Source organism: Acinetobacter gandensis, from assembly GCF_001678755.1.
GTDB lineage: Bacteria > Pseudomonadota > Gammaproteobacteria > Pseudomonadales > Moraxellaceae > Acinetobacter > Acinetobacter gandensis.
On sequence record NZ_LZDS01000028.1, the window covers coordinates 76,406 to 100,004 of the forward strand.

General features: G+C 37.5%; 20 protein-coding genes. 7 read left to right on the plus strand and 13 right to left on the minus strand.

Going from position 1 to position 23,599, the window contains the following annotated elements; all coding sequences use genetic code 11:
• Positions 1-298: 298 nt before the first annotated feature.
• A complete protein-coding gene (locus A9J31_RS12690) occupies positions 299-1,369 on the plus strand; it encodes a 3-deoxy-7-phosphoheptulonate synthase (protein WP_067766527.1) in 1,071 nt (356 codons plus the stop codon).
• 277 nt (positions 1,370-1,646) lie between these two features.
• Positions 1,647-2,834, plus strand: a complete 1,188-nt coding sequence (locus tag A9J31_RS12695) for a PilT/PilU family type 4a pilus ATPase (RefSeq protein ID WP_067766530.1) — start codon at positions 1,647-1,649, stop codon at positions 2,832-2,834.
• Positions 2,835-2,891: 57 nt separating this feature from the next.
• Here the strand turns inward: A9J31_RS12695 and A9J31_RS12700 are convergent, their stop codons facing one another.
• The 7 genes from A9J31_RS12700 to A9J31_RS12730 form a co-directional block, all read right to left on the minus strand.
• Positions 2,892-4,073, minus strand: a complete 1,182-nt coding sequence (locus tag A9J31_RS12700; RefSeq protein WP_067766533.1) for an MFS transporter — start codon at positions 4,071-4,073, stop codon at positions 2,892-2,894.
• 281 nt (positions 4,074-4,354) lie between these two features.
• On the minus strand, positions 4,355-4,729 hold the full coding sequence (gcvH, locus tag A9J31_RS12705; protein WP_067766536.1) for a glycine cleavage system protein GcvH: 375 nt from the start codon (positions 4,727-4,729) through the stop codon (positions 4,355-4,357).
• A gap of 72 nt (positions 4,730-4,801) precedes the next feature.
• Positions 4,802-5,830 carry an AraC family transcriptional regulator gene (locus tag A9J31_RS12710; protein WP_067766539.1) on the minus strand — a complete coding sequence of 343 codons (1,029 nt, stop codon included), beginning with the start codon at positions 5,828-5,830 and terminating at the stop codon, positions 4,802-4,804.
• A 151-nt stretch (positions 5,831-5,981) separates the two neighbouring features.
• Positions 5,982-6,431, minus strand: coding sequence for a MaoC family dehydratase (locus tag A9J31_RS12715; protein WP_067766541.1), 450 nt, complete (start codon positions 6,429-6,431; stop codon positions 5,982-5,984).
• A 3-nt stretch (positions 6,432-6,434) separates the two neighbouring features.
• Complete coding sequence (locus A9J31_RS12720; protein ID WP_067766544.1) at positions 6,435-8,285, minus strand: ABC transporter ATP-binding protein; 1,851 nt, start codon at positions 8,283-8,285, stop codon at positions 6,435-6,437.
• A 97-nt stretch (positions 8,286-8,382) separates the two neighbouring features.
• Entirely contained in the window at positions 8,383-9,663 is a 1,281-nt protein-coding gene (locus tag A9J31_RS12725; RefSeq protein WP_067766547.1) for a GGDEF domain-containing protein, read from the minus strand.
• A 230-nt stretch (positions 9,664-9,893) separates the two neighbouring features.
• Positions 9,894-11,150, minus strand: coding sequence for a mechanosensitive ion channel family protein (locus tag A9J31_RS12730; protein ID WP_067766550.1), 1,257 nt, complete (start codon positions 11,148-11,150; stop codon positions 9,894-9,896).
• A gap of 332 nt (positions 11,151-11,482) precedes the next feature.
• On the opposite strand from A9J31_RS12730, the gene A9J31_RS12735 reads away from it, so the two are divergent.
• Positions 11,483-12,112, plus strand: coding sequence for a nucleotide-binding protein (locus tag A9J31_RS12735; protein WP_067766553.1), 630 nt, complete (start codon positions 11,483-11,485; stop codon positions 12,110-12,112).
• A gap of 75 nt (positions 12,113-12,187) precedes the next feature.
• Here A9J31_RS12735 and A9J31_RS12740 read toward each other — a convergent pair whose 3' ends face one another.
• The 5 genes from A9J31_RS12740 to A9J31_RS12760 form a co-directional block, all read right to left on the minus strand.
• Positions 12,188-12,724, minus strand: coding sequence for a DUF2058 domain-containing protein (locus A9J31_RS12740; protein WP_067766556.1), 537 nt, complete (start codon positions 12,722-12,724; stop codon positions 12,188-12,190).
• 12 nt (positions 12,725-12,736) lie between these two features.
• The gene (locus A9J31_RS12745; protein ID WP_067766558.1) at positions 12,737-13,411 is read right to left on the minus strand and encodes a YoaK family protein; all 675 of its coding nucleotides are present in this window, start codon (positions 13,409-13,411) and stop codon (positions 12,737-12,739) included.
• Between the two features lie 33 nt (positions 13,412-13,444).
• On the minus strand, positions 13,445-14,638 hold the full coding sequence (gene sstT, locus A9J31_RS12750) for a serine/threonine transporter SstT (protein WP_067766561.1): 1,194 nt from the start codon (positions 14,636-14,638) through the stop codon (positions 13,445-13,447).
• A gap of 203 nt (positions 14,639-14,841) precedes the next feature.
• Entirely contained in the window at positions 14,842-16,578 is a 1,737-nt protein-coding gene (locus A9J31_RS12755; RefSeq protein WP_067766564.1) for a SulP family inorganic anion transporter, read from the minus strand.
• A 248-nt stretch (positions 16,579-16,826) separates the two neighbouring features.
• The gene (locus A9J31_RS12760) at positions 16,827-17,147 is read right to left on the minus strand and encodes an ArsR/SmtB family transcription factor (RefSeq protein ID WP_067766567.1); all 321 of its coding nucleotides are present in this window, start codon (positions 17,145-17,147) and stop codon (positions 16,827-16,829) included.
• 283 nt (positions 17,148-17,430) lie between these two features.
• On the opposite strand from A9J31_RS12760, the gene cysK reads away from it, so the two are divergent.
• From cysK to A9J31_RS12785, 4 genes are all read left to right on the plus strand, one after another.
• Positions 17,431-18,429, plus strand: a complete 999-nt coding sequence (gene cysK, locus A9J31_RS12765) for a cysteine synthase A (protein ID WP_067766571.1) — start codon at positions 17,431-17,433, stop codon at positions 18,427-18,429.
• A gap of 661 nt (positions 18,430-19,090) precedes the next feature.
• Positions 19,091-21,763 (plus strand): heavy metal translocating P-type ATPase, encoded by a 2,673-nt coding sequence (locus tag A9J31_RS12775; RefSeq protein ID WP_067766577.1) that lies wholly within the window; start codon positions 19,091-19,093, stop codon positions 21,761-21,763.
• A 1-nt stretch (position 21,764) separates the two neighbouring features.
• On the plus strand, positions 21,765-22,178 hold the full coding sequence (gene cueR, locus A9J31_RS12780; RefSeq protein WP_067766580.1) for a Cu(I)-responsive transcriptional regulator: 414 nt from the start codon (positions 21,765-21,767) through the stop codon (positions 22,176-22,178).
• 177 nt (positions 22,179-22,355) lie between these two features.
• Complete coding sequence (locus tag A9J31_RS12785; RefSeq protein WP_067766583.1) at positions 22,356-22,550, plus strand: heavy-metal-associated domain-containing protein; 195 nt, start codon at positions 22,356-22,358, stop codon at positions 22,548-22,550.
• Positions 22,551-22,642: 92 nt separating this feature from the next.
• Here A9J31_RS12785 and A9J31_RS12790 read toward each other — a convergent pair whose 3' ends face one another.
• Positions 22,643-23,248: a TetR/AcrR family transcriptional regulator gene (locus tag A9J31_RS12790; RefSeq protein WP_067766586.1), complete on the minus strand. Its 606-nt coding sequence runs from the start codon at positions 23,246-23,248 to the stop codon at positions 22,643-22,645.
• Positions 23,249-23,599: the final 351 nt, after the last annotated feature.

The following is a 23,599-nucleotide window of genomic DNA, read 5'->3' on the forward strand; positions in this document are numbered from 1 at the left end:
CTTCTAACGCATCGTATTATTTTTGGCAATTTAGATAATTGCCTGAATGCATTCGGGCAAAGAAATGGTTGCCCACCAAGTTTATACCTGATCGGCAACCCTGGTCAGGTTTTTTTATGCCTTGATTTTTATATATTTTTTGGAGAATTCACATGTACACATTAAACGTTTCATATTTTAGCAACTCTTATTGGTTTTACTTTAGTCAGTCTATGTCTAATGCCTTGCAATCCCTAAGTCCCACAACGCTCAGATAAAAGATCGGACTGTCATAGAAACAGTCCAAAGGAAATAATCAATGAATGCTTTAAATACTGCTTTACAACAAACTCAAGCGACTACAACTTCGTCAACAGAAACGATTTTAAGTTTGCCGCATCAGCTGAAAAAACAACTCCCATTATCAGCGAACTTAGCAGCACAGATTGAACAACATAGAACAACCATAGAAAATATATTAAATGGCGTTGATCCGCGTCTCATGGTTATCACTGGGCCATGCTCAATACACGATCCTATCGCAGCACTAGAATATGCTGAAAAATTAATTGAACTCCAAGCACAAGTTTCTGACCAGATTTTCCTCGTAATGCGTACATATATTGAAAAACCTCGTACCACTGTAGGCTGGAAAGGTTATATGTATGACCCAACTTTAGATGGCTCATCGAATATGCAACTTGGTTTAGAAAAGTCACGTGAGCTTTACCTACAAATTATAGAAAAAGGCTTGCCGATTGCTTCTGAAATTTTAAGTCCTATGGCGACAGCATACTTCAATGATTTGTTAGCATGGGGTGCAATTGGAGCTCGTACGAGTGAATCACAAATTCACCGTGAAATTTCAAGTCATATGCCGTATAGCATTGGCTTCAAAAATGGTACAGATGGCTCAATCCAAATTGCACTCGACGCGATTCAATCGGCGTCAAATTCGCATCAATTCATGGGGATGAGCCAAAGTGGTTTACCATGTGTATTAAACTCTGTGGGTAATCCTAAAGCACATTTAATTCTACGTGGTTCAAACTCTGGCCCAAATTACCAATTGGCTGAAATCGAGAAAATTCGAGAAAAAGCCAAAGGCGAATTACCTGCATTGGTAATTGACTGTAGTCATGGTAATAGTCATAAAGATCCTTTGAAACAACCCGAAGTATTACGCACAATCGTTGCTCAAAGAGTAAAAACACATGTTCGTGGTGTAATGCTGGAAAGCCATTTGGTGGACGGAAATCAGAAAATTTCATGTGATATGACTTATGGACAGTCTGTAACTGATGGATGTTTAGGTTGGGATAAAACAACCACTCTAATTCAGCAAATTGCCAATGATTTACGTACTGTGAGCTTAAAGCGTAGTGCCTAAAGCTTTTAAAAGTGAATTATGAATTTATGCCCCAAAAACATGTGTACTTGGGGCAATATTTCAAATACGCATTGTACCCACGTTAATTTTAAGCAATGTAATAATAAGAACCAAAAAGTGTGATAAATATCTCATTAGGAAATAATTAAATTATTTAATTCAATGATTTAAGTTTGTATATTTTGTTTTTCTTATGCACAATAAACTGTGATTAAATTCAAAACAAATAATAATTCAGTTTTGAAGTTGAAGCATTAACTATGCGTTGGGGAGAAATATGTATACCGCTGAACTGCTTGAAGAAGCACGTCGTTTTATGTTCCATATGTTAACTAAAGTTGTTGAATATGGTGGCTCAGATTTATTTATTACAGCGGATTTTCCACCAAGTATTAAGCATCAAGGTTTAATGAAACCCTTTGGACAACAAGAATTAAATGCTGAAAAAACCAAGCTATTTGCTTATAGCTTAATGAATGAAAAGCAACGTAAAGAGTTCGAGACTGAGCTTGAATGCAACTTTGCAATTAGTGTTCCGAATGTTTCACGTTTTCGGGTCAATGTATTTCAACAACAGCTTCACGTTGGGATGGTCATCCGTACCATTACTGCTGAAATTCCAAATTTTGAAAAGTTACAATTACCTGCTTCTTTAAAGCATGTCATTATGGAAAAACGTGGGCTTGTTTTAGTAGTTGGTGGAACTGGCTCAGGTAAATCAACCTCATTAGCAGCTATGATTGATTACCGAAATGAAAATTCAGCGGGTCATATTATCACGGTTGAAGATCCCGTTGAATACGTACATAAACATAAAAAGTCGATGATTACTCACCGTGAGGTTGGCGTGGATTGCCATTCTTGGCATAACGCACTGAAAAATACCTTACGTCAGGCTCCAGATGTTATTTTAATTGGTGAAATTCGTGATACCGAGACCATGGAACATGCGATTGCTTTTGCCGAAACCGGTCATCTTTGTTTAGGTACGTTACACTCAAACAATGCCAATCAAACTCTGGATCGTATAATTAACTTTTTCCCAGAAGAGCGTCGAAATCAATTGTTGATGGACTTGTCTTGTAACATGAAAGCGATTATTTCACAGCGTTTAATTCGGACTGAAGATGGTAAAGGACGACGCGCTGCAGTTGAAATTATGCTGAATACGCCATTGGTGTCCGATCTCATTTTAAAAGGTGATTTTCATGAGTTAAAGCCAATTATGGCGAAGTCACGTGAACTGGGAATGCAAACATTTGACCAAGCTTTGTTTGACTTATATAACGATGGTGCAATTTCCTATGAAGAAGCATTACGAAATGCAGATTCGACCAACGAACTTCGTTTACAGATTAAATTGAAGAGTACACGTGCGACTAGTTCTGCCAATGCAGCTCAGGGATTTAGTATGGTGGAAGAGAAAAAAGAAGAAGCAGAAGCGAGTGAAAATACAGAAGCTTAATCTGAACAAAAAAAGACCTAAATTTTTAGGTCTTTTTTATTCTATGGAATATGCGGTCTATGCAGTAGCCGCTTTTTTAACAATCACCAAACGGTAATAAACCAAGCTCACAAGAATGAGAAGGGCACAAATGATGTACGCCAAGCTATAACCCGCATCACTAATCACCATGCCGAGTGCCAATGAACCAATCGCGATACCTAAATCGTAACAAGTGAAATATGTCGATGTTGCATGACCAATACGGTGTTTTGGTGAACGTTGAATAGATATTGTTTGTAAACATGGTTGGGCTGAACCAAAACCCATACCAATTAATACGGCAGCAAACATAAAGCCAGTGAGGCTTTCGATCTGACTCAGTACAAATAAGCCAGCAGCAAATAATAACAATGCGGGATAAATGACATAACTCGGGCCTTTACGGTCATAAATTTTACCAGTAAAGGGACGTAAGCTCATCATTGCTATGGCAAATACAGCAAAGAACAGCCCAGCATAGCTCAATAAGTGTTTCGATTCTGCAAATGTTGATATAAATGACATAATGCTGGCATAACAGAAAGACACCATCATTGCCATCAATGCAATAGGCAAGGCTTTAAATTCAATAAAATCATTTATGCTGAGCTTTTTCTTTTCTACTGAAGCAGTTGACAGAGGTTTATTGGCAAGTGGAATAAAGAAACAGAAGATATAGCCCAACACTACACAAGCCGTCAAAATAGCCGATACAGCAGCAAATGAAATATGTTGGATTAAACTCAAGCCGATTAATGGTCCAAGCACAATCCCTAAATTAATTGAGACCAAGAAATACCCCATACCTTCACCTTTACGTTTGGCTGGAATAAAGTCATTTACAATAGGGATCGTTACCGTAGTTAAAATACTGAACCAAATTCCGTGTAGGAAGCGAATCACCATGAGAAAATTCATGTTGTCAGCAAATAAATAAGCAAAACAGAATAAACAAAACATAGTTTCAGACACATAAAGCGTTTTTTTCGCGCCAAATTTTTCGATAATTAAGGCACTAAATGGTCTGATCGCAATTGCTGATGCCATAAATAGAGTCATTGCAAGGCCAGCTTGTGACAAGCTACCACCTAAATCATTAACAATATAAATCGGTAGAATAGTGGTTTGTGCAAAATAAAAGATGAATAGAAACAAGTTGTTTGCTAAACATAATAGAAATGATTTATTCCATAATGCTTCAGCATTGAAATCAGTCATGGGGCACCAGCGTATAGATACTTTAGACCTTATCTGTGCTTATGATTATAGGGATGCTAAGAGGTAGCTTATTTTTGAATTACACAAATGAAGGTGGGGTGAATATAATTTAACCATTATATATGAAAAGTCAACTAATGTAATAATTAGTTATCATATTTTATTTATATGATGAATAAAAAATAAAAAAATATCAAAATATGATTATCTGAAATTATTTTAATAATAAAAAAATCAGTCGAAATGACTGATTTTTTAAAATTCAATTTGATACTTTGAACTTAAAGACCGGCTTCGTATTGCTCGCTTGAAAGTAAAGCCTCTACATCTGCAATATTGTCAGGTTTAATTTTGTAGATCCAGCCTTTGCTATAAGGTGCATCATTGACAAAATCCGGATCATCTTCAAGGTCAGGGTTTACTTCAACCACAACACCAGAAACCGGAGCATGAATATCAGATGCTGTCTTTACTGATTCAACCACACCAGATTGTTCACCCGCAGTAATGTGTTTACCTACTTCAGGTGCTTCTACATAGACTAAATCACCTAGGGCATCTTGTGCATGATCAGAAATACCAGTAACAACGAGGTCACCTTCAATTCGCACCCATTCATGTGTACTTGCGTACTTCAAATCTGAAGGATGATTCATTGATAACTCCTTAAATCCATTAAATTCATTTTTCGCATGAGTTATACATGCTTTTGATCCAAAACAAAAGACTTATAAGTACGGATCTTTACGCCAATTGCTTGGGCTTCGACCACTCCAACGTTTGAAGGCACGGCTAAAATTAGCAACATCACTATAGCCCAATTCATCTGCAATTTGTTCAAGGGTAAAGTCTGTACGAGACAATAGTGAGGTTGCATGCCGATAGCGAACTTCATCCACTAAAGTCGAAAATGATGTACCTTCAGCAGCCAGTTGTCTTTTCAGAGTTCGATCAGACATATGTAAACGTTCAGCAACACTTTCAATGCTTAGATAGTGTTGTTCAGAATTGGTTAATATATCTCGTACACGCATCGCAATACGATGACGCTCACCTAAGGCTGAAAGTTCGGCTTCACATTGGTTAATCGCAATTTGACTCGCAATAGGGTCAGCATGAACTAATTTATTCCCCAAATATTGTTTATCAAAACTGAGTAATAGATGAGGTTGATCAAATCTAAACTGGTGACGTGGATATTTTGCAATAAAACGTTCTAAACCTTCTGGCTGTGGGAAATCGAAGTCTATTTCACCGGCGGAATAATCAACACCGGTAATGGCTTTTCCCATACTGATCATGCCAAAAATCAACGCAATAGATATTTCGGTACGTAAGGGTTCTAAGGTGACATCAGTTTGTAATTGAATAGTCGCTTTACTGCCAAAGGTAGAAAAAAACAATTGCAAAAAGGGCATACGTAACTGTATAAATCGGTTTGCTAAAACCAAGGCATCCGTAATATCCCGTGCAGTCATAATGGCATAACCAATAAAACCATGTATGGAAATACGCATTTGATTCCCGAGGTGAAAGCCTAGAGTCGGTTCACCCGTAAGCTTTAATGCATGCTCAACTAACTGGTTGGCTATCGCTGTCGGAATGCGAAAATCAGGTTCAGCAAGTTGCTCACTATTGAGCCCAAACGGTTCAAATAATGTCTCTGCGGTGTAGCCCCAACGTGAGACAACATCTAAAAGGAGCAATCCATAAACGCCGGGTATACCCTGATCCTGACGGGAAGTAATTGTTTTCATAGCGTTCCGTTGCAATGCAGGTTTTTTCTTGTGTTCAAATCTATATTGGCATGAAATCAAGTTGCATCCTACAAAAATTGTTGGACAAACTTTGCTTAGCTTCTTTTATATCGATTGAATTTTAACTTGTAAAGTACTTGTAATTCACTGACTATTCCGCTTTGAAGGTCTTACTAAATACAACAATTTTTGTGGTCGACATAAACAGCACATCGCCATTTTGATTCAAAGCCTGCGTAACATAACTTACGATGCCGCGATCGTTTTTACTTTTCGATGGCGTAATTGCTACAATTTCTACTTCAGCATGTAATTTATCTCCAGGCCGTGTTGGTCGTGGCCAGCGGAGACTCGATTCGGAACCAATCAAACCATAAGCCACAGGGAAACATTCTGTCCAAAGACGCATGGTGACAGCTGCAGTATGCCAGCCACTTGCTGCCAAGCCTTTAAAAATAGGGTGTTTTTCAGCTTTTTCCTCATCTGTATGAAATTCTTGCGGATCATAAGCATTTGCAAATTGCTTAATCTCATCAATACCCATTTCATATTCACGACTGACGAAACGATCACCTACTTTTAAGTCTTCCAAGTACAGCATGTATTAATCTTCCTTTGCTTCAGGTTTATGTTGTTCTATTAAAAATCCGCCAGTCTGGCGTTGCCATAAATGTGCATAAATTCCATTTAAAGCAACTAATTCTTCGTGTGTACCTTGTTCAGCAATTTTTCCCTCATCCAAAACAATAAGACGATCCATTTGTGCAATTGTCGATAAGCGATGGGCAATTGCAATCACGGTTTTGCCTTGCATCAAATCATCTAGACTAGATTGGATCGCCGCCTCAACTTCTGAATCTAAGGCACTGGTTGCTTCATCTAAAATTAAAATTGGTGCATCTTTAAGGAATACTCGCGCTATGGCAATACGTTGACGTTGACCACCTGAAAGTTTTACACCGCGTTCACCCACAAATGCGTCATAACCACGTTGACCACGTAAGTCGACTAATTGTGGAATGAACTCATCCGCCTTGGCTTTACGTACAGCCTCATACATTTCTTCATCCGTCGCATTTGGACGACCATATTTAATATTTTCCTCGACGGTACGATGTAAAAGAGAGGTATCTTGAGTGACTAGTGCAATACTTTTTCTCAAACTATCCTGTGTCACATCTTCTATATTTTGACCATCAATCGAAATACGACCTTGGTTAATAGTATAAAAATGCAGTAATAATTGTATTAATGTAGATTTACCTGCGCCAGAGCGACCCACAATACCAATCTTCTCACCAGGGCGAATGGTCAGGTTAAATTGATCAATAACGTTTTTATCGTTGTAGGCAAAATTCACATTTTCAAATTTTATTTCACCTTGAGGCACAACTAATTCTTTAGCGTCTGGTTTATCTTGAATATTAATACGGCGTCCCATGGTTTGCATGCCATCTTGAATTGTGCCGACATTTTCAAATAAAGCAGATGTTTGCCACATCATAAATTCTGAAATACTGCTCAGTTTTAAAATCATGGCGGTCGCTGCAGCAATTACGCCTAATTCAGCTTGGCCATTCATCCATAGCCAAATGGCAGTTCCCAATACTCCGCCATATAGAACAATCGTAAGCAAATTTGTAGTGATGTTATATTTTGCACCCAATCGCATTTGCTTGTAGACGGTGGTCATGAACTCTTTCATGGATGATTTAGCATACTGACTTTCTCGACCAGCATGAGCAAATAGTTTTACTGTTTGAATATTGGTATAGGCATCAGTTACACGACCTGTCATGACAGCGCGTGCATTGGCTTGTTCATTAGCAACTTTACTCAGCTGCGGAATAAAATAACTTGCAGAACCAATAAATAATGCCAACCACAACATTAAGGGAATAATTAAAAGGGGCGAAATAGCACCTAAAATAATCGTAATAGAGATCAAATATATAAGCACATAGGCAACCATATCGCCCAAGATGATCCAAAATTCACGTACGGCCAATGCGGTTTGCATGACTTTTGCAGAGAGTCGACCAGCAAAATCATTATGAAAAAAATCCAAACTTTGTTTTAACAGTAAATTGTGAAATCTCCAACGCAAACGCATTGGGAAGGTACTGTATAAAATTTGATGCTTAATAATGGTTTGTAGACATGAGAAAAAGATATTGGTCAGTAAAATACAGGCCAAAATGGTTAAATTGGTTTGATGCTGCTGTAAAAAAGTATCAGGCTGTGATTGGCTAAGCCAATTTACTAATTCACCGATTTTTGAATAAAGTAAGGCTTCAAAACTAGCTACACCAGCGGTACAGAGTACCAATATGAGTAAATAGCGTTTTACACCAGATGCTGCTTGCCAAACAAAGGGGAAAAATTTCGTAGGCAAGGGCTGATGCAAATTTTTTTCTGGATAGGCATCGACTAAATTTTCAAACCATTTAAACATGCAAACAACCTAGTATTTTAAGACAGCGAATCTTTGATCAATACCGATGAGTGTAATTGATTCGATTCAGTTAAACCATGTCGTTTTACTTGTTGTTTTATACAAGTTGTTCACTCTGATTCATAGTGTTGTAATGAACAACACAATTTCGGCCTTGGTGTTTGGCTTCATATAAAGCAATATCGGCATGTTTAATAAGTTGGTCTAATTTCGGATGTTTAGGATCCAATTTAGAAACCCCTACAGAAATTGTGAACGTTAATTCTTGATCATTGATATTTAAACATTGTTGTTCCATCTTATAGCGTAGACGTTCTGCAATTTTTAGCGCATCAGCTTGTACAGTATAGGGTAGTAGAACAATAAACTCCTCACCGCCAAAACGCGCTAACATATCATTATGTCGCATCTCTCGACGAGCGACTTCTGCAATACAGCATAGGACTTGATCACCAACGTCATGACCATAAGCGTCATTAATCTGTTTAAAATGATCGACGTCGAAAATTAGTAAACTGGTGCTGACCGTATGCGGTGTCTCTCTAATTTTTCGATTGGCTGATTGCACAAAATGACGGCGGTTACTGATTTGAGTCAGTTCATCAGTGTGCGCTAACTTACGTAATGTATGATAATTCCAATCATCAAGCAGTGCGCGTAAGAATGTCTTACGTGAATTTAAAGTATTGTTCCAGCATATATAAATACTAAATAGTAAGATGGGAACATATACAAATAGGTAAATGATAAAGTCACTGAGGACATTAAGACGCCAGACGCCAAACAAAACTGCCGCAGTAATCATTGCAGAACTGAGTAAAGCCGGACGAAAATGTACCTGTATACTAAGGTTGCCTAAAACAATCAAAATAACGGCTGCATATTGATATGTATATACAGCTTCATTGCTGGAGTTGAGTAGAATTTCAAACCATAGTATAGCCGATAGACAGGTCGCATAAGGCAAAACCATATCGAGTAACTGAATACGCCGAATGTATTTAAATAAAAAAAAGTTAAGTCCAAACGCACCAATAATTGCAATGACTCGAATCACACCAGATAGTACTTCTACATCCGGCAAAACGTATCGATCTGCCCAAAAATAAATTAAAAACGCCAATTGAGCAAAATGATTTACTTGCTGTAAATATTTTTTTTGATTGTAGTATAAAAATTTATGGAAAGCGCTTTTAAATTGACTCGGTATACGTGCAATCGGATCGCGTAGAGCATTTTCAATGTGTTCACGGCTATGGACATCGCAGGCTTCTGATTTTATTAGGGTGTGCTTAACCGGTGATTGATTCATTGAATCAAACAAAATTTCTGATGGTGTTCTAACTGATTTATGAGAAGGGTTTGGGGTACCTTCCATGATCAAGTTCCTATTTTAGAAGCTTTTTTATGCGTTTGTTTACAAATAATATATAAAATACACCAGTTTTGTATACAGTTTTAGCTGAAATATTTTTGATTTTTAGATGAATGTGAGAAATAGCGCATGAATCTAGACATTAAGAATATAAAACAAAATTGTTCAATCAATCATGAAAAATGAATATTCATTCAATTTGTTAAATTTTTTTGAAAACGAACAGCCTTAGATTAAGGCTGTTGACTCGATTCAGACCATTGGTTTATTTGTTTAAAATCCGAACCAGAAGGCGCTTGATACACACTTAAGCCGAATTCAGGAATAATCGCAATGAGGTGATCAAAAATATCCGATTGAATTGCTTCATAGTCCTTCCATGCAATAGTATTGCTAAAGGCATAAATTTCCAGCGGTAGACCTTGACTGGTACTTTGTAATTGGCGAACCAAGATGGTTTGGTGCTGAGCAATGCCTGAATGTTGTTTTAAGTAAAACTCAACATAGGCCCGAAAAGTCCCTAAGTTGGTTAAACGTCTTTGATTATATTGCGATTGATTTGAAAGTTGCTGATTGAAATGAGCCAACTCTTCGTGTTTTGTGTCTAGATATTGGTCGAGTAATAAAAAATCCTTGAGCTTATTTTGCTCGTCTTGTGTCATAAAATGCACTGAGCTTTGGTCAATATAAATTGAGCGTTTAATTCGACGCACCCCAGCTTGTGCCATACCACGCCAATTTTTAAAAGTATCTGTCACCAATTTATTGGTTGGAATTGTGGTGAAAGTCTTATCAAAGTTCTGTACCGTAATAGTATGTAATGACATATCAATGACATCGCCATCCGCATTTAAAGAAGGCATCTCAATCCAGTCACCTATACGCACCATGTCATAGGATGAAATTTGAACGGATGCCACCAAGGATAAAATTGTATTTTGAAAGACCAGCATTAATACCGCGGCCATAGCACCAAAACCAGCCAATAAAGTAAATACGTCCTTTTTCAAGAAAGTACCTAAAATCATCAAACCACATACGATATAAATGATTAATTTGACCAGTTGTAGATATCCTTTAATCGGCTTATTTCTAGACTTCGGATTTCGTTGGTAAATCAGGTTAAAAATATTGAGTAATTCTGAGATTGCTAGTGCAATGGTTAGAAAAATAAAGGCTTGGCAGGCCATTTGAATTACCGTTTCAACTTTATCCGACAAATGTGGAACGGTTGTGATGCCATTCAATATCACAATAGCGGGCACAATATTGGCAAAGCGTTTGATCACACTATGTTCTGACAAAATTTGGCTATGACTAAAGGTCATTTTTGAGACCAATTTACGAATACCACGTACAACAATTTGTTTGGCAATAAAGTTTGCAAGAATGGCAAAAATTAATACCAGTCCAAGCGAACTCAGCATTTCTAGCCATGGATATTGATCTGACCAATCTTGAATATTTTGTATAAACTGAAATTTTTCCAAAATAACCCTTCTTTAAATTTGAATAACGTTAAATGTGTAAACTGATTAATTGATAAGATTCTAATATTGAAGATTTTATATGCAAATTTATACAATCAAATTTTACGGATTGGCTACATTTGTCATTCATATAATTACAACTAAGTGACCCAATCTAAGATCAATATTTGAAAATAGTTGTTTCAACAAATTTAAAGCCATATCGATGAATTAACAGTCAAAGTTTGAAATTCATTTCTATCAATTTATTTTAATATCATAAAAAAAGAGTGAATAAATAATAATCAATAATTCTCACTCAATTTTTTTATTTGGTTCTTTAGGGGAACACTATGGGGATTTATGTCGTAACAAGTTTAAAACGAGGCTCAGGAAAAACAACGATTGCGCAATATTTGAGTCAGGCTTTATCAATTTTAAATAAGACGATTCTATTGGATGCTGATCTAAGTTCTGCCAATTACGAGTGGGCAATGCAACAGAATAATCATCTCGGTTTTGAACATATCAATGTAGTAGAAAGTGATAGCAATACATTAGATTTACGTATTCAACATTTGAAAAACCACTATGCCAATATTGTTGTTGATATTCATGGACATGATTCCAATGCGCTAAGATCGGTATTAAAACATGCGAATAAAATAATTATTCCAACAGGTTTGACGGAGCAAGATACGCGGTTAGTCCAAGAGATGTTAGCTTTGGCTATTGCGATAAAGCAATTTAATACAGGATTACAGATTTATATTGTATTAAATAAAATACCGATTGGGACAGACGCTGAAGAGATTATTGAGGCAAAAAAACATCTACAAGATATCCCAAGTGCAAAATTTTTAAATACTGTAATTTATAATTTGGACGAATGGCCGTCTTATTTAAATAATGCTTTAGATGATCAATCATCTACAGACGTTCAAGTTATATTGCAGGATTTTCTCACTGAAGTTTTAAATTAAACTCATCGTTCAATACACAATAAAAAGCTCCTATGAAAGGAGCTTTTTATTTGATTTAAAGAAAATTATCGCAAATTACCACATTAAATCATCAGGAATGACGTACGCTGCATACGGATCTTCTTCATCCGTTGTTTGTTCATTGTTTTCTGAATTATTAACAATGATAAAGCCTTCCATTTTCGCATTGATACGATCTGCAAGTGGTTTTGGTAAAAAAGCATAACTACAATTTTCACGTGCAATAACAAGACTACCTGCAACCAGCGCGTTGTAAATTTGCTGATTAATGTAGACTTTTTTGATTTTGCTATCATCAATGAATTGATACGTTGACTCACCATCGGTATCGCGAATTTTGTGCTGATTGATCATTTGCATGATGGCAGCTTTCAATTCTTTTTCTTGCAAAACTGCTTTACGACCTTGCTCTAAGGCATGATCTTTTGCCATTTTTTGCTGCTGATCTTGTTCGATTTTCGCTTTGATTTCAGCTTCATTGCTTTCACCTGTACGTTTTTCATGTACAGCTTGTTTAGACAATTTTTTTGCCTTTTTATTATCGACCAGACCTGCTTTAAGCAATTGCGCCTGTAATGCATTTTTAACCATAATACGTTCCAACTAATCGTGTATATGTCGATAATGAAAATAGATGACCCAATACACCACACTCATGATTAAACTTAATGCGGCAGGGATAAGGAATGCGTTTAATTTTAAATAAGGATAAAGCCAACTGGCAAGTAACCCGCCGACAATAAATCCAATTAAAATGAGTAAGTGCAAAATGACGCGCTTAGATTCGACTTCTAAACTGCGTGCTTTATAACCTAAAGCTAAACCTAGATCTGTCAGTACACCCGATAGATGTGTGGTGCGAATAATTGTGCCTTTATAGTGGCTGACCATTGCATTTTGTACACCCATTGCCACACATGCCCACAGTAATGCATAACGTGGGAAAAAGGGCAGAAGTAGCCAACACAGGACAATAAAAAAAGCCACCAAGCTTAGAGGCACACCATAACGGCGTGTTAAGCTGAAGTGACTATTTCCAAGTATCAGCCCACTATAAAATGAACCGATTACATAACACATTAAGACCAGTATTAAATACATGATGGTGGCAGGCTGCCAATCGAGGATCGCCATAGCCAACATGCTGACATTACCAGTCATGTGTGAAACGGACTGGTGTAAAACGGTCACCAGTCCGAGTACATTAATCATTCCCGCATTGACTGCAAGAAAAAAAGCCCCGAGTTGTATCCACAACGGTAAAGTTTGAAAAGGCATAATTTCGCCTTAAATATATCCAATATCAGGATATTATCTTAAACCACGATCAACTGCAGCAGTAAATAATACGTCAGTCGAAGAGTTTAATGCAGTTTCAGTTGAGTCTTGTAGCACACTGATTACCATACCAATGGCAACAACTTGCATAGCGATATCGCTTGAAATACCAAACAAACCACATGCAACTGGAATTAATAGCAATGAACCACCAGCAACACCAGAAGCACCACAAGAGGACACAGTTGCGACCACAGATAAAATCAACATCGTTGTGAAATCAACAGAAATACCTAAAGTATTAACTGTAGCAAGTGTTAAAACAGTAATCGTAACTGACGCACCAGCCATGTTGATCGCAGCACCTAAAGGAATCGCAACACTTGCGGTAGATTCAGGTACACCTAGACGCTTCGCAAGGTCTAAGTTCACAGGAATGTTGGCAGCAGAGCTACGTGTAAAGAAGGCAGTGATACCACTTTCACGTAAACATTGGAATACCAATGGGAACGGATTTGAGCGTGTCATAAACGCCACCATCATTGGGTTAATGACCAATGCTACAAAGAACATAGTGCCAATTAACACAGCCAATAGGTGAGCGTAGCTAACCAGTGTTTTCAGACCTGAATCTGCAAAGGTAACTGCAACCAAACCGAAAATACCAATTGGAGCAAAGTTAATTACTAAACGGATAACTTTATTGACCGCTTCAGCTGCATCAGATAAAAATGATTTCGTCGTGTCCGATGCGTGACGGAATGCGATACCTAAGGCAACAGCCCAAGCCAAAATACCAATGAAATTTGCTTCAGAAATAGCAGTGACAGGGTTTGCCACAAAACTTAATAATAAGTTTTTCAAAATTTCAGCAAGACTGCCTGGTGGAACAAGATTTTCTGCAGCAACATCAAGGATTAATGTACTTGGGAAAAAAATACTTGCAATCACTGCGCTGAGTGCAGCAAAGAACATGCCCAAAGCATACATCAACATAATTGGTTTAATGTATGCATTGCTGCTACCAACTTTGAAATTTGCAATGGATGACAGCACAAGTACAAATACGAGTATTGGTGCTACGGATTTCAATGCCTTAATGAATAAATCACCAAGCAAACTTAAATATGGTGCAACGCCAGGAGCAACAACAGCAACCAATACACCTAAAATAATGGCGATGATAATTCGGGTTACTAAACTCAAGCGTGTAAATGCTGAAAACATAGGGGAGCCTTGTCAGAATTACTATGACAAATTGATGAAAATTAGCCACATATTTTATACGAAAATGTGGAATGCTTAAAAAATAATTTTATTTAAAAATAAAACATTGTTTTATAAAGTCAATTTTTATATTTTAAATCAATTTTATAAATATGCTCATAACTTATAAATTAAAGTTGACTAAATAATAAGCATGAAAAAGTTTAAATTTGGTATTCAGTATGAGATGCATCTAACTCCTGAATGGCTTGATAATGTGTGAGAAATGCTTGCCCACTCAAGTGTTTTAACAGTTTTGAATGCTGCAATTTGTCCATAACTGGGCCTTTAATTTCTGAAAAATGTAGTCGAATATTGAGTTTTGAAAGCTCGGCATTTAAATCTTCCAACATTTCTAAAGCACTTAAATCAATTGAACTGACGCTTGAGCAGTTAATGATGACATGCTCCAATTTTTCATTTTGACTCACTTCATTAATGAGGAAGCCTTTTAAGGTATTGGCATTTAAAAAAGTAAGGTTTTCATCAATACGCATAGATAAAATATGTGGTGCCGTATAGACATGATGACGCTGAATATTTCTAAAATGTTGTGTGCCTTCCACCAAACCAATGACTGCAATATGAGGACGGCTAATCCGCCACAGCATCAGGATGAATGTCGACACAATCCCGATAATCAAACCTGTCGAAATGTCGATACAAACCACGCCAAAAAAAGTCACCCACATCGCAATACCATCGGCTTTTGAATAGCGCCATGTATCTAAAAAAGGTTTAAAGTCAACTAATTTCCATATAGAAACAATAATGGTGGCAGCAAGGATCACTAAAGGTAAATCACGAAAAAATCCCGTGAAATATAAGCTGACTAAAATAATTAATAATGATGATAAAATACCGGCCATTGGCGTTTTTGCACCGGCATCGGCATTCACCACTGTTCGAGACAAACTACCCGTTACGGGAAATGCAGAACTCACACCCGCGCTTAAATTGGCTAAACCAAGGGCAATTAATTCTTGATTACTATTTAAATTACTTCGTTGTTGTAACGCAGTCGCTTGAGCAATGGATAAGGATTCTACAAAGCTAATCATGGCGATCATGCTTGCGCCGGGTATGAGAGTTTTGACTAATTCCCAGTTCCAATGCGGAAAGCTTAGAGGAGGAAATCCAGATGGAATTTCTCCTACCGTTTTAATGCCTGCATCTTGTAAATTAAAATACATCACACTGGCAATGGAGATAACGACTAAAATCAGGGGCAGTGCTTTCGATAAAAATGCAGTTGAACCAAGACGTGACTGTATCGCCTGTGATGCCAAAATTTTAGGGGCGTACACTAAAAAAATGATCGCTAAAATACCAAAGAGCAACGAGTTGATATGGCTAAAACGCAAGTACTGCCATAATGAAATTATAAATTCAGCGATGTTATTGGCCTTTAATGGCACATTGACCAAAAACTTAAATTGACCTAATGCAATCAGTAAAGCTGAGGCAATAATAAAGCTCTTGATTACTGGGTGACTAATGAGCTGAATTAAAAAGCCAAAACGTAGTAGCCCCAATAGTAATGAAATTAGACCCACCATTAATGCCAGTAAGGTTGCAGCTTCAATATAAACAGGAGAACCGACTTCAAACAGAGGGTTCAAAGTCGCAAAGGTCATCATCGAAATAATGGCCACAGGCCCAATGGATAAAGTTGAGCTTCCACCAATGAAGGCATAGATAATCATCGGGAGGATGCTGGCATATAAACCCATAATCGGAGGTAAACCAGCAAGCATGGCATAGGCCATGCCTTGAGGAACTAACATGGCGATCACAATCAAGGAAGCCAATACATCAGATTTAAATTTGACAGGTGTGTAAGCTTTTAGCCATGCCCAAGCGGGTAGAAAATCAAGTACACGGTGGTTTAAATCTGACATATAAAATTCTAAATCACAATTTCGTATATATTATGCATAAAAAGTGCTAAGAAGTCTTTAGCTTGTTAAGTTTGTGTTGTTTAAATTTTACATATGGTTGTTGTATAGGTGAAAGATTAAGACAATCAATTGATATTGTTGATTTGAATTATTCGGAACTCTTTAGAATCTGAAAGGATAAAATGCTATTCACTGTTTTAGTTTTTTATTGGTACAGGAACAGCATTTAGTAATTAAAGCGTTAAAATTTAATGCTTTAATGAAGGGTGACAATATAATTGATACAACGTATTTAATACTTCAACCAAATTGGCATCTTTAATTGAGTAATAAATTTGCTTACCATCACGACGCGTGGTCACCACATCACTTTTACGCAACATCATTAACTGCTGTGATAGGGTCGGCTGCTTAATATCGGTAATTTGTTCAATCTGAGACACATTTAATTCTTGCTGTGCCAGATGACATAAAATAAGTAAACGATCCGTATTGGCTAGCGACTTTAAAACGCCCACGACTAATTCGGCAGAATCACGCATTGAGGTGATTTCCAGATCGGTATTCATTGGGAAGGTCCATAGGATTAACAACAGTTCAAGTATACGGATATCGCTGTTTAATACATTGAATAAATAAAACAATTTCTATGGTTTTTAGTGAAAACAAGTATCAATAATATTTATATGTTATCTTTTAGTTCATCAATTAAGCTTATTGCTTGATTTTAGTGCAAATTAACAAAAAATACTCCTATATAGAGTACTTTAGCCTAAAAAGACATGCACAGTTGAAAAATGGTTGTATGATCTAAAGGTCGTTTAAAATACAAATACATCAGGGAATATACTCATGAGTACAGATTCATCATTTCCAGTGCCTAGCAATTTAGGTATCGCGGTTTATAGCAACAATGCAGAAGCTATTGGTAATACACCTTTAGTGCGCATTAACCGTGCCATTCAATCTGCAGCAACGGTTCTTGCAAAAGTTGAAAGTCGTAACCCTGCATTTTCAGTAAAATGTCGTGTAGGAGCCGCTTTAATTGCCGATGCAGAAGCTAAAGGTTTGCTTAAAGCAGGCATGCATATAGTTGAGCCAACGAGTGGTAATACAGGTATTGCATTAGCTTTTGTTGCTGCAGCGAAAGGTTATGATATTACTCTTACTATGCCTGCAAGCATGAGTATTGAACGCCGTAAAGTGTTGAAATCATTTGGTGCAAACCTAGTATTAACTGAACCTGCTAAAGGCATGAAAGGGGCGGTTGAGGAAGCGCAGCGCCTAGTTGCAGAGCATCCAGAAACATATTACTTGCCTCAACAATTTGAAAACCCAGCGAACCCTAAAATTCATGAACAAACCACAGGCCCAGAAATTTGGGATGCAACTGGCGGTAAAGTCGATATTTTAGTTTCAGGTGTAGGAACTGGTGGTACTATTTCAGGGATTTCAAGTTTCTTTGAAAAAGTGAAAAATCAACCAATCTACTCTGTAGCTGTTGAACCAGCAGAATCACCAATTATTGCACAAGCGAAAAAAGGTGAAACATTGACACCAGGGCCGCATAAAATCCAAGGTATTGGTGCGAACTTCATTCCGGGTAACTTAGACCTTGAGCTTGTAGATGAAGTCATGGGCATTGAAAGTACTGAAGCAATTGAGTGGGCGCGTAAAACGGCAACTCAAGAAGGTATTTTAGTAGGTATTTCAAGTGGTGCAGCAATGGCTGCTGCAGCAAAATTGGCTGCACGTCCTGAAAATGCAGGCAAAACGATTGTCGTGATCTTACCGGATGGCGGCGAACGCTATCTTTCTTCTGTGTTATTTGAAGATATTAGTGCTGACTAATTGAGTTAGAAAGATTTAAAAGCCCATTCAGTAGAATGGGCTTTTTATATTGCAAAGGTAGATTTTGCTAGGCTGCATCATTGTCCTGATTATTTAACAGCGATGTTTTTTTCATATGTGTTTCGTCATTTAAAGTCAGGTCTTTATTTTTTATAGATACCTTATCGTTTAAAGACGCATTTGGCTTTTTTGTTTCAGCTGATTTATATCCAAACGTTGTTGCAATGTATTTAAAAAGAAAGCCCAGAAGTACACAGACCGTGACAGCTGGAATCACAACTTGAGTGAGCCAGACGTCAATGTGATCTAGACTCCAACTTAGTAATAAAAATAAAAAAGCAAACAAATAGGCGCAGTTCAAGCACAGGTTCGACAGTTTGTACATGCGAAAAATAGGAATATCGTTTGGTGGTCACGAATTTCTATCTTACTGAAATACGAGACAATGTATAGAATTAATATAAGAAAAATAACTAAATGAATAATCATTATTCAATTTTATTGATTATTCTTATGTAGGCATTGAAATTTTTTTCAATTACACACTGTCATGTCTGTCGGTAATAAAAAAGGAAAATGACGCATTAAAAAACCTTGACCTTGCCATAATAGTAATGTTTAAGCTATGCATAGAACAGATAAATATCATTAGGGTGTTGTCATGAATGATTCAACAGAAAATAAACTTTTTGAAGGCAAACTTGCCATAGAAGGAATGACCTGTGCTTCATGTGTGGCACGTGTAGAAAAAGCTTTAAAAAAAGTCGATGGTGTGAGCAATGCTGAAGTCAATTTAGCCACTGAAACAGCGCAAATTCAAAGTCAGCTACCACTAGATTATCCTGCTTTCATTCAAGCGGTGGAAAAAGCAGGCTTTGGTGTGGCGCAAAAACAAATTGAGTTAAATATTGAAGGCATGACCTGTGCTTCTTGTGTGTCGCGGGTAGAAAAAGCCTTAAAAAAAGTACCCGAAGTTATTGATGCCAAGGTCAATTTAGCCACCGAAAAAGCCACCGTAACTGCTTTAGAAACAGTACACACTACTGAGTTGGTCAAGTCCGTTGAAAAAGCAGGATTTCAAATTGCTCAGCCCAATATTGAATTGAATATTGAGGGTATGACCTGTGCATCCTGCGTAGCGCGTGTAGAAAAAGCACTAAAGGCAGTTGGTGGTGTAAGCCACGCTACAGTGAATTTAGCTAATGAAAAAGCCTTTATTCAAGCCCCTGCAAGTCAAACACAGCAACTGGTTGCTGCGGTAAAAAAAGCCGGTTATGAAGCAACATTGGTAACGGAGCAGCAACCATCGTTGGCTGAAAAGAAAGCCGATGAAGCTCGACTATTAAAGCGTGATTTGATTATTGCTTTGGTACTAGCTGTTCCTGTGTTTATTCTGGAAATGGGATCTCATATGATTCCGGCATTCCATCATTTTATTGCGCATAATTTGGGTACGCAAAATAGTTGGTACATTCAATTTGTCTTGACCACTTTAGTGTTGATATTTCCGGGGCGTCGTTTTTATCAACATGGCATTCCAGCCTTGACACGACTCGCACCCGACATGAACTCTTTGGTTGCTGTGGGTACGTTGGCTGCGTTTAGTTTTTCATGTGTCGCAACGTTTGCACCGCAATTATTACCGCAAGGCACCGTGCATGTTTACTTTGAAGCAGCTGCCGTAATTGTTGCTTTAATATTGCTGGGTCGCTTTATGGAAGCCAAAGCCAAAGGAAAAACTTCACAGGCCATTCAGTATTTAGTCGGTATGCAACCAAAAACGGCACGCGTTGAGCAATCGAGTAGTATTGTAGATATGCCTATTGCTGATGTACAAAGTGGTATGTTGATTGAAATTCGTCCAGGTGAACGTTGCCCTGTAGATGGTGAAGTAGTTGCTGGTAGCAGTTATATTGATGAATCCATGATCAGTGGTGAGCCTCTACCTGTAGCAAAACAAGTGGGTGATCAGGTTGTGGGTGGCACGATTAATCAAAATGGGCATCTGAAAATTAAAGCCACAGCAGTTGGACAAGATTCTGTTTTGGCGCAAATTATTCAAATGGTTGAACAGGCACAAGGTTCTAAATTACCGATTCAAGCCTTAGTCGACAAAGTCACTTTATGGTTTGTTCCTGTGGTGATGTCACTTGCCGTGCTGACTTTCCTGATTTGGTACTTTGTTGGCCCTGAACCAAGTCTGACTTATGCATTGATCAATGCTGTTGCGGTGCTGATTATTGCGTGTCCATGTGCGATGGGTTTGGCAACACCAACCTCGATTATGGTTGGGACAGGTCGTGGTGCAGAGTTGGGTGTGCTGTTTCGTAAAGGTGAAGCCTTACAACAGCTTAAAAATACCCAAGTGGTTGCCGTGGATAAAACTGGAACTTTAACTGAAGGCAAGCCAACGCTGACTGATTTTGAGGTGACTACGGGTTTTAATAAGGATCAGGTGTTTCAGATGCTTGCATCCGTTGAAGCCAAGTCGGAACATCCTATTGCCTATGCCATTGTTCAAGCCGCGCAGGATATGAATATACAACTGCTTGAAGTAGAAAATTTTGACTCGGTGACAGGCGCAGGTATTCAAGCATTAGTGAATGGTCAACAACTCTTTATTGGTGCCGATCATTTGATGCAAAAAATGGGCTTAGATACTACGGTATTTGCAGCACAAGCTGAAATTATGGGTACAGAAGGTAAGACACCATTGTATGTGTCTATTGATCAACAACTTGCCGCGATTGTTGCGGTCGCTGATCCAATAAAAAGCTCGACCTATTCAGCAATTCAAGCTTTACATGATTTGGGCTTAAAAGTTGCGATGATTACCGGTGATAACCGACACACGGCTGCGGCTATTGCAAAGCAATTGAAAATTGATCATGTGATTGCAGAAGTGATGCCTGAGCAAAAGGTGCAATCTGTACAGCAACTACAGCAAGAACATGGAGTAGTGTGTTTTGTCGGAGATGGTATTAATGATGCACCTGCCTTGGCACAAGCCGATGTTGGGATGGCGATTGGAACAGGTACAGACGTGGCGATTGAAGCGGCTGATGTGGTGTTAATGTCGGGTAACTTACAAATGGTGCCAACAGCAATTGCACTGAGTACTGCGACCATGAATAACATTCGGCAAAATCTATTTTGGGCCTTTGTTTATAATGCCGCACTCATTCCTGTTGCCGCAGGTGTGTTGTATCCATTCTTTGGTGTTTTACTGTCACCAATGTTTGCCGCAGGTGCGATGGCATTATCATCAGTCTTTGTGGTTTCAAATGCGTTACGTTTAAAAGCCTTTCAAGGCCCTATATTTAAGGAGTCTTAAGATGAATATTGGACAAGCTGCAAAGTCGTCTGGGATTTCCGCCAAGATGATCCGCTATTATGAAAGTATTGGGCTACTCAATAATGCACAACGTACAGATGCGGGTTATCGGGTGTATAGCGAAGCTGATGTGAAAACCTTGAGCTTTTTACGTCATGCACGTGATTTGGGCTTTTCTTCCGAGCAAATGAAAGAGTTATTGGGGCTTTGGAAAAATACCGACCGTCAAAGTGCGGAAGTTAAGCAACTTGCTTTAAAGCATATTGAAACTTTAAATCAGAAAATTGCAGATCTACAAGCGATGGTACAAATTTTACAGAACTCTGTAGATGGCTGTGCCGGTAATGAGCAGGCAGAATGCAATATTTTGAATCAGATTGAAAAAGGTGTTGTTAATTGCTGTCAGCACAAATAGGTATAGCTACAAATACTTGCTTATCTATAAGCTAAATCCGCGCTTGACCTTACCATCATGGCAAGCTTTAAAGTGTATACATAAATGTTTAATCATGAGAAATGAAAGATCAGACGCGAACTTTCTAGTAATCAAACTTTTAAGTTAGGTCGATCGCATTTGAAAGAGGATATAAAGATGAAATTTCGTATTGAAAATATGACTTGCGGTGGTTGTGCGCGTAGCGTGACAGCAACGATTAAAGATGTAGATGCCAATGCCAATGTCAATATTGATGTGGCAAGCAAATTGGTAGAAGTAGAAACCACGCTGGCAGAAGATCAAATTGTTGCAGCATTAACTGAAGATGGTTTTCCACCAGTTTCTGCATAATTTAATTAGGTGAATGTAAAAAGCCAAACATCATGTTTGGCTTTTTTATAGATGCTAACGAGTAACCTAACCCTTTGAGTTGTAAGCAGACTTTATACCGCAGAAATTTTGTCTGGGGTCATTAAGGCCTGGTTAATATACAGTTTGATTAAGCGTTCACGTGAACCAATCGATTTTTGATAATGTGTCGAATTCAGTAGAAGTGAAGCACCATAAGTCACAGTCCAGATATAAGATAAATAATCTCGAATGGACATTGCACTATCAAGTGATTTTAAATAATCACTGGTCATGTCTTTAATTACAATAATGCGTTCTTCACGTACACGATAAAGCTCTTCAAATAGTTCTTTGAGTTTACGTTCATTATTGGTTAGACGTTCTTCAATGACATGTAATAATATCGTTCGATTTGAATTCAACATATTATAAAGCATATATTGAGAAACATAAGTTTTAATATCGTGATTATATTTTTTTGAAATTTCTAATAATCTTTTTTCATTTAAAATAATTAGTTCTAAATATAATTGGTTTTTACTTTTAAAATGTTTATAGATGGTGCCTTTTGCAATATCCAGTTCACAGGCCAACTCACTTAAGGTGATGTCCTGATTATTATCCAATAGCAGGGTTTCTGCCATGGCTAAAATTTTTTCCTTGCGCAGGATAAAATTTTGTTGGCGTACTGAACTCATGTTGGTTGTTCCATAAACTTTTGAAGAGAGAACAGGTCTAGCATATGCCAGACCTGTGTTTTTTCACATTCCACTATGGTCTCGAATTTGACATAAATTGGCTTAAAAATAAACATATTAGTGATTTGTGTGAAAGATAAACAATTCATAGCAGCGTTTTAATGTCAATAAAACTGAACCCTAGAGGTCATTTTTTTTAAATAAAATTCCATTTTTTATTTTTTTAATTTATTGTCTTTTCGCTTTTACAACAAAAGCAGCATTTAATTGAACTGTAATGGTTGGTATTTTATTTATACAACTTGGATTAAACATGATTATGGGTAATCATTATGTTTGGTTTTAATTTTA

Bases quoted from the DNA above. Each gene is read 5' to 3' on its own strand.
- A9J31_RS12760 (WP_067766567.1), bottom strand. From the start codon at position 17,147: ATGAATACCGATCTGGAAATCACCTCAATGCGTGATTCTGCCGAATTA.
- A9J31_RS12775 (WP_067766577.1), top strand. From the start codon at position 19,091: ATGAATGATTCAACAGAAAATAAACTTTTTGAAGGCAAACTTGCCATA.
- gcvH (WP_067766536.1), bottom strand. From the start codon at position 4,729: ATGAATCATCCTTCAGATTTGAAGTACGCAAGTACACATGAATGGGTG.
- A9J31_RS12720 (WP_067766544.1), bottom strand. From the start codon at position 8,285: ATGTTTAAATGGTTTGAAAATTTAGTCGATGCCTATCCAGAAAAAAAT.
- A9J31_RS12725 (WP_067766547.1), bottom strand. From the start codon at position 9,663: ATGGAAGGTACCCCAAACCCTTCTCATAAATCAGTTAGAACACCATCA.
- cysK (WP_067766571.1), top strand. From the start codon at position 17,431: ATGAGTACAGATTCATCATTTCCAGTGCCTAGCAATTTAGGTATCGCG.
- A9J31_RS12790 (WP_067766586.1), bottom strand. From the start codon at position 23,248: ATGAGTTCAGTACGCCAACAAAATTTTATCCTGCGCAAGGAAAAAATT.
- A9J31_RS12715 (WP_067766541.1), bottom strand. From the start codon at position 6,431: ATGCTGTACTTGGAAGACTTAAAAGTAGGTGATCGTTTCGTCAGTCGT.
- A9J31_RS12785 (WP_067766583.1), top strand. From the start codon at position 22,356: ATGAAATTTCGTATTGAAAATATGACTTGCGGTGGTTGTGCGCGTAGC.
- A9J31_RS12745 (WP_067766558.1), bottom strand. From the start codon at position 13,411: ATGCCTTTTCAAACTTTACCGTTGTGGATACAACTCGGGGCTTTTTTT.
- cueR (WP_067766580.1), top strand. From the start codon at position 21,765: ATGAATATTGGACAAGCTGCAAAGTCGTCTGGGATTTCCGCCAAGATG.
- A9J31_RS12735 (WP_067766553.1), top strand. From the start codon at position 11,483: ATGGGGATTTATGTCGTAACAAGTTTAAAACGAGGCTCAGGAAAAACA.
- sstT (WP_067766561.1), bottom strand. From the start codon at position 14,638: ATGTTTTCAGCATTTACACGCTTGAGTTTAGTAACCCGAATTATCATC.
- A9J31_RS12755 (WP_067766564.1), bottom strand. From the start codon at position 16,578: ATGTCAGATTTAAACCACCGTGTACTTGATTTTCTACCCGCTTGGGCA.
- A9J31_RS12690 (WP_067766527.1), top strand. From the start codon at position 299: ATGAATGCTTTAAATACTGCTTTACAACAAACTCAAGCGACTACAACT.
- A9J31_RS12740 (WP_067766556.1), bottom strand. From the start codon at position 12,724: ATGGTTAAAAATGCATTACAGGCGCAATTGCTTAAAGCAGGTCTGGTC.
- A9J31_RS12695 (WP_067766530.1), top strand. From the start codon at position 1,647: ATGTATACCGCTGAACTGCTTGAAGAAGCACGTCGTTTTATGTTCCAT.
- A9J31_RS12710 (WP_067766539.1), bottom strand. From the start codon at position 5,830: ATGAAAACAATTACTTCCCGTCAGGATCAGGGTATACCCGGCGTTTAT.
- A9J31_RS12700 (WP_067766533.1), bottom strand. From the start codon at position 4,073: ATGACTGATTTCAATGCTGAAGCATTATGGAATAAATCATTTCTATTA.